The organism is Listeria rocourtiae FSL F6-920 (assembly GCF_000525975.1).
In the GTDB taxonomy this organism is placed as follows: Bacteria; Bacillota; Bacilli; order Lactobacillales; family Listeriaceae; genus Listeria_A; species Listeria_A rocourtiae.
Genome location: NZ_AODK01000072.1, coordinates 1 through 5,637, shown reverse-complemented (window position 1 = coordinate 5,637; position 5,637 = coordinate 1). Strand labels below are relative to the sequence as shown.

The 5,637-nt window shown below is 37.0% G+C and carries 4 protein-coding genes, 2 tRNA genes and 1 pseudogene; 4 read left to right on the top strand and 3 right to left on the bottom strand.

The genetic code is table 11. The features are described 5' to 3' along the window. Nucleotides 1–3 precede the first annotated feature (3 nt). Nucleotides 4–75 (bottom strand) — tRNA-Val (locus tag PROCOU_RS15565). A 72-nt stretch (nucleotides 76–147) separates the two neighbouring features. Further along, a tRNA-Glu gene (locus PROCOU_RS15560) sits at nucleotides 148–219 on the bottom strand. Nucleotides 220–541: 322 nt separating this feature from the next. On the opposite strand from PROCOU_RS15560, the gene PROCOU_RS15555 reads away from it, so the two are divergent. The 4 genes and pseudogenes from PROCOU_RS15555 to PROCOU_RS15540 all read left to right on the top strand — a co-directional run bounded on the left by PROCOU_RS15555 (nucleotide 542) and on the right by PROCOU_RS15540 (nucleotide 5,226). Then, nucleotides 542–2,365 carry an APC family permease gene (locus tag PROCOU_RS15555; RefSeq protein WP_036074233.1) on the top strand — a complete coding sequence of 608 codons (1,824 nt, stop codon included), beginning with the start codon at nucleotides 542–544 and terminating at the stop codon, nucleotides 2,363–2,365. Between the two features lie 359 nt (nucleotides 2,366–2,724). Then, complete coding sequence (locus PROCOU_RS15550) at nucleotides 2,725–3,594, top strand: arginase family protein (protein ID WP_036074230.1); 870 nt, start codon at nucleotides 2,725–2,727, stop codon at nucleotides 3,592–3,594. 268 nt (nucleotides 3,595–3,862) lie between these two features. Continuing rightward, nucleotides 3,863–4,105 (top strand): hypothetical protein, encoded by a 243-nt coding sequence (locus PROCOU_RS15545; RefSeq protein WP_051994460.1) that lies wholly within the window; start codon nucleotides 3,863–3,865, stop codon nucleotides 4,103–4,105. A 154-nt stretch (nucleotides 4,106–4,259) separates the two neighbouring features. Further along, nucleotides 4,260–5,226 (top strand): annotated as a pseudogene (locus tag PROCOU_RS15540) (LacI family DNA-binding transcriptional regulator). 145 nt (nucleotides 5,227–5,371) lie between these two features. Here the strand turns inward: PROCOU_RS15540 and PROCOU_RS18130 are convergent. After that, the coding region (locus tag PROCOU_RS18130; protein WP_036074226.1) for a hypothetical protein at nucleotides 5,372–5,637 on the bottom strand (266 nt) is incomplete at its 5' end.

Below are 5,637 nucleotides of genomic sequence, written 5' to 3'. Positions count from 1 at the left end.
GGTGGGGGCGTAACGGGATCGAACCGCTGACCCTCTGCTTGTAAGGCAGATGCTCTCCCAGCTGAGCTAAGCCCCATCACTAATACTATCTTATAATATAACATAATTACTATTTTGACCAGCATTTTGCTAAAAAAGATTTAAAAGTGACCCGTACGGGATTCGAACCCGTGTTACCGCCGTGAAAGGGCGGTGTCTTAACCGCTTGACCAACGGGCCATGTGGCTAGTAAATTTACCAGCCGAAAACTATTATATAAAGAGAATGGGTGGTTTGTAAATACTTAAATTGAATTCTTTTTATTCAGAAAAATAAGTTATATAATTAGACCTTAGAGCAAGAAGGGAAAGGGCAGATAAATCGCTTTTAAAATTTATTTAAATTTACACTTTCTAATATATTAAATAAAGCCAAAAGGAATCTATTAAGCCCGATACTACACTAAAAAATAAAAAGCTATTCTATTTTAAAAGGGCTGTGTTATAATGTTACGTATGCAATTTTTTAGAAGGAAAATTTAGTTAAAAAGGCAGGGAGTAAAATGGCATCTCCATTAAAAAGAATGCTGATCGGGAGACCTCTTAAATCATCAGAGGCTGGGGATCAAAAATTAGGTAAACTGAAAGCTTTAGCTGTATTATCATCAGATGCATTATCTTCTGTAGCCTACGGAACAGAGCAAATATTACTCGTCTTGATAACAGTAGGTGCTACAGCAATGTGGTATTCACTACCGATAGCTCTTTGTGTTCTAGTACTTTTATTTGCATTAAGTCTATCATATCGTCAAATTATTTATGCATATCCACAAGGTGGAGGTGCCTATGTGGTTTCAAGAGAGAACCTAGGAAAGAACGCGGGGTTGGTCGCTGGAGGTTCTTTATTAGTTGATTATATGTTGACTGTTGCCGTGAGTGTATCCTCAGGAACGGACGCTATTATTGCGGCTATTCCTTCTTTGTATCAATTTACTGTACCGATGGCTATTTTACTTGTTATCATTGTAACCATCATTAATTTGCGTGGCGTAACAGAATCAGCAGCTATTTTAGCAATTCCAGTTTACTTATTTGTATTTTCGATGATTATCATGATTGTGACAGGGTTAATAAAACTAGCGCTGGGTCAAGATGTTTCGCATGAGACCGCTTCTGTTGGTACACATGTTTCTGGTATAACACTGATTTTGCTTTTAAGAGCCTTCGCTTCGGGTTCGGCATCATTGACAGGTATCGAAGCAATTTCAAATGCAGTGCCTTTATTTAAAGATCCAAAAGCGAAAAATGCTTCTAGAACTTTGATTATGATGGCATCTATTCTAGGCTTTTTCTTTATCGGTATTACATTGCTTGCATACTTCTATGGAGTTGTGCCTGAGTTAAAGTCCACTGTGCTTTCGCAAATTGCTGAAAATATATTTGGGCGAAATTTCTTTTATTATTTTATTCAAGCAACGACGGCACTTATTTTAGTATTAGCTGCGAATACTGGATTTTCAGCATTTCCAATGTTAGCTTTTAATCTATCCAAAGATAAATATATGCCACGTATGTACTTGGATAAAGGAGATAGATTAGGCTATTCTAACGGTATCATTACACTAGCACTAGGATCTATCCTGCTCATTATTCTTTTTCAAGGTAAGACAGAATCATTAATACCACTCTACTCTGTAGGGGTATTCATTCCATTCACATTATCTCAAACAGGCATGATTATTAAATGGGTAAAAGAAAAGCCTGAGGGATATAGGAAGAAGTTATCTGCGAATCTATTGGGTGCTTTTATTTCATTTACTGTTCTCATGGTACTTTTCATTACCAGGATAAGTGAGGTATGGCCTGTATTTATCTTTATGCCTGCAATGATTTATGTTTTCCATAGAACACGATCACATTATGAAAAACTCGCACCGCAATTAAGAATTGATGAGCAAATCGATGTGCCTTCCTTCGAGGGAAACGCTGTTATCATTTGTGTATCAGATACAACAAAAGTAGTGGAGGGGGCACTTCGCTATGCAAAATCGATTGGTGATACAGTGATTGCAGTTCACGTTTCTTTAGACAAAAAAGAAGGTAAGGAATTTGTTGAGAGATGGAATAGGATACACCCAGAGGTTCGAATAGCAGATCTGTATTCGACTTATCGTTCTATCACCGACCCATTGATGAAGTTTATCGATACGGCGCAACAAAAAGCAAACCAAGATAATTATTCGCTGACTGTACTAATACCGCAATTTATTCCTAAAAAGGGCTGGCAAAATATATTGCACAATCAGACAAGCCTGCTTATTCGAACGAAACTATTATTTAAAAAGGATGTCGTTGTAGCGACGTATCCTTATCATTTAAAAGAATAGAAATAGCGAAGAGATGCCAAGATTAGCCTATAAAATTCTGGGGGAACTCCTAGGATAAAAAAGGGGGGAGCGTGGCATCTCTTCTACTAGTTCTTAACAACTCACTACTATACAGAAAAGTTTGTACAGGAGAATTAACATCATTTTAGCAAAAAAGGGATTGAGTGTAAAAATGGTAAAAAAGCAATTTAAAGCAATTTTTTAGTATAAAATCTTTTTTTCGTCTAAGATAAAAACTATTTTTTGTAACATAAAAATTACTAAAACATAAAATTAACTAAAATTAAAAGTTTTATTTTTTTGAAAAGATGGTTGTTTATGATAAAATATAAGACAATATATATAAGTAGGTGAATGAGATGAAGAAAATTGGCATTTTAGGCGTGCCATGGATGTTTCATGAAGAGCGACAAGGCGTTGCGTTAGCTCCATATGCAATTCGATATACAGGCGTTATTGGGATGTTGGAAAAGCTGGTAGATGAGGTTGTAGACTATCATAATATGGCGTTTTTAACTGATATGGAGCAAGAGGCTATTTTAAAGTTAAAGGATTTGAAAGCGATTACATATAAAGCGAAAGAACTTAGAGATATAGTCGCAGATATAAAGAATGAGGGGAGTATGCCTATTATTTTTGGTGGGGATCAACTGATATCACTTAGTTCTATCGCTGGTATGGAAGATGAGGAGAGAGAACAAACTGTGATTTGGGTAAACGCGCATGCCGATATGGGGAGGAGTCTGAATCATGATAATTTATGCCATAATGTGATGGCAACAGTTATTGGAAAAGGACCGGAAGAGCTTGGTAATATTATGAATCAGCGTTTTATCCTAGGTGATAATGTTTGTATTTTGGGGACAAGGCGCATTGATTATGACGAGTTACAGGTCATTGAGGACGAGAAGATTCTTCACTATGAGATGACAACAGTAGATAAGATGGGGTTTGCGATGGTGACAGATGAAATTATTCAATGGTTAGCTCAAAAAAAGGGGCCTGTTCATTTGATTTTAGACGTGGATGCTATTGATCCAGAATTTACGCCTGGGACGGATTTCATTTCTCAGGGAGGCATTTATTGGAGAGAAATTCTTTATTTCATGAAAAACTTAGCGCTAAGTGATAAAATTGACGCGATAACTTTTGTCGGTTTAAACCCGCTGAATGACGAAAAAAATAAAAACAGCGCAGTTCATAGTATCGCTTTTAGAGGCATATTTTGAAGTAAGAGATATGCAAATGGATTATTTTTGAGTTGCGAATAAGTATTACAGTTTGTATACAAATATTTCTTTTATGTAAAAAAGGCTGTTTGCTAAGAGCTAATTGGGCAGTGCCAACGATTTAGAAGTAGGTGGCACATTTTACGTATCTTTTAATGTAAGCGTTATACATGTTGAAAAAAGTAGGTATTGAGAGTATACTGAAACTATGATTTAGGTATAAAAGTCTAGGTACGGTACAATACAATGTTGCAAAGGAGTGTTTGATGTGGGGGATCATGAGATACGGTATTTTGTTATTCCGATGATTGTTGTTTTTATTCTTGGTATTGCTGCTATTAGTGACCCTGTCTTCCCAGTTGTTGGATTTATGGTTGTGGCGTTGGTTGCTATTTTGACTGGTACAGTCTGTGGTTGGCTTATGATAGGAATTAAATTGTTTAGGAAATTCTTTCAAAACTGGAAAGAGCATCGAACTGTAAAAAAAGTTATAACCGTACCAAAAAGATAAATACATACATTTGAAGCATTTTTCTTTCAAGAAGGTGCTTTTTTTGTGAGTATAATTATTTTTTGAGTAGCAATAAGTAAAAGATAAAACACTACTCTTTTATCAAAAAACTGCTACAATTGAGTGGAGAAGAAGTAATTAAGGGAGGATATGGATGGCTACATTAGCTGATGTTGCAAAAAAAAGCAAATGTTTCTAAGATGACTGTATCGCGTGTTATAAATCATCCAGACCAAGTTTCTGATGAGCTAAAACAGCTAGTCTACACGGCGATGGAAGAATTGGAATACGTTCCAAACTATGCAGCTAGAGCACTCGTGCAGAATCGAACACAAGTTGTTAAGTTTCTAATTTTGGAAGAGATTGATACAGTGGAGCCATACTACATGAATTTACTCACAGGGATAAGTAGAGAGCTTGATAAATACTCTTACTCTCTTCAATTAGTAACGCAGAAATCTAAAAATATTGGTCCGTATGATGGATTAATTGTCACCGGAATGCGTGATCGTGAGGTTGAAAAAGTAATGGTTGGATTAGAAAAACCAGTTATTGCTTATGGGGAGAATAGACGGGATGTGGATGCGATAGATGTAGATAATCGATTTGGCGCGGAGCTTGCGACGAAGCACGTATACGATATTGGTTTTCGACATATTATTTTTTTTGGCATCAATTTGTTAGAGGAGGAGTTTATGCGTTCCAGGCTTACTGGATATTCAGAAGTGATGAAAGCGCATGATTTGATAGAAGAAAGTTATTTTATGAAAAATAGTTCGCGTATTGCTGAAAAGAAAGCACTAGATATTTTAAGTAGAGTAAGGGAGCCAATTGCAGTTATTTGTGCGTCAGATAGAATGGCACTTGGTGTTGTAAGAGCTGCAACATCCCTTCACAAGCGTTTTGGAGAAGATATTGCTGTCACTGGATTTGATGGCGTTTTCTTAGATCGAATATCTTCACCAAAAATAACAACAGTTCGCTCTCCTGTAATTGAGATGGGGGAAGCATGCGCTCAAGTGTTACTAAAGAAAATAAATGAAGGAGGGGCAAAACAGGGATCTGTCTTATTTTCACCAGAGTTGATTATAAGAGGATCAACGGTGATTGGGAGAGAATAGGTGTGCTTCTTAAGGTGCGAAGTGTATGCATCATGTGGAGCACTTCCGAATCTAGCTTTGTTGAGGTTCTTAAGAAGCGTAGTATGCTGATTTAGAACCTCAATATGCATGAGAACGGAGTGAGCATGTAATCCATCAGCGGTTCTTAAGCTCCTAGCAAGAAGTAACAGAAAATAAATAAGAAGCAGTAATCGAGAAGAGCCTCAATATGCATGAGAGCGAAGCGAGCATGTAATCCATGTACTGCATCACGTGAGGCACCTCCGGATCCAGCTTTGTTGTGGCTCTTAAGAAGCGTAGTATGCTGAATTAGAGCCTCAATATGCATGAGAACGAAGTGAGCATGTAATCCATGTACTGTATCACGTGAAGCGCCTCCGGATCCAGCTTCAACGGCCAACTCCTCGAAAA

What these genes read in the sequence shown, in the direction of transcription:
- PROCOU_RS15555 (WP_036074233.1), top strand. Translation starts at nt 542, where the DNA reads ATGGCATCTCCATTAAAAAGAATGCTGATCGGGAGACCTCTTAAATCA.
- PROCOU_RS15550 (WP_036074230.1), top strand. Translation starts at nt 2,725, where the DNA reads ATGAAGAAAATTGGCATTTTAGGCGTGCCATGGATGTTTCATGAAGAG.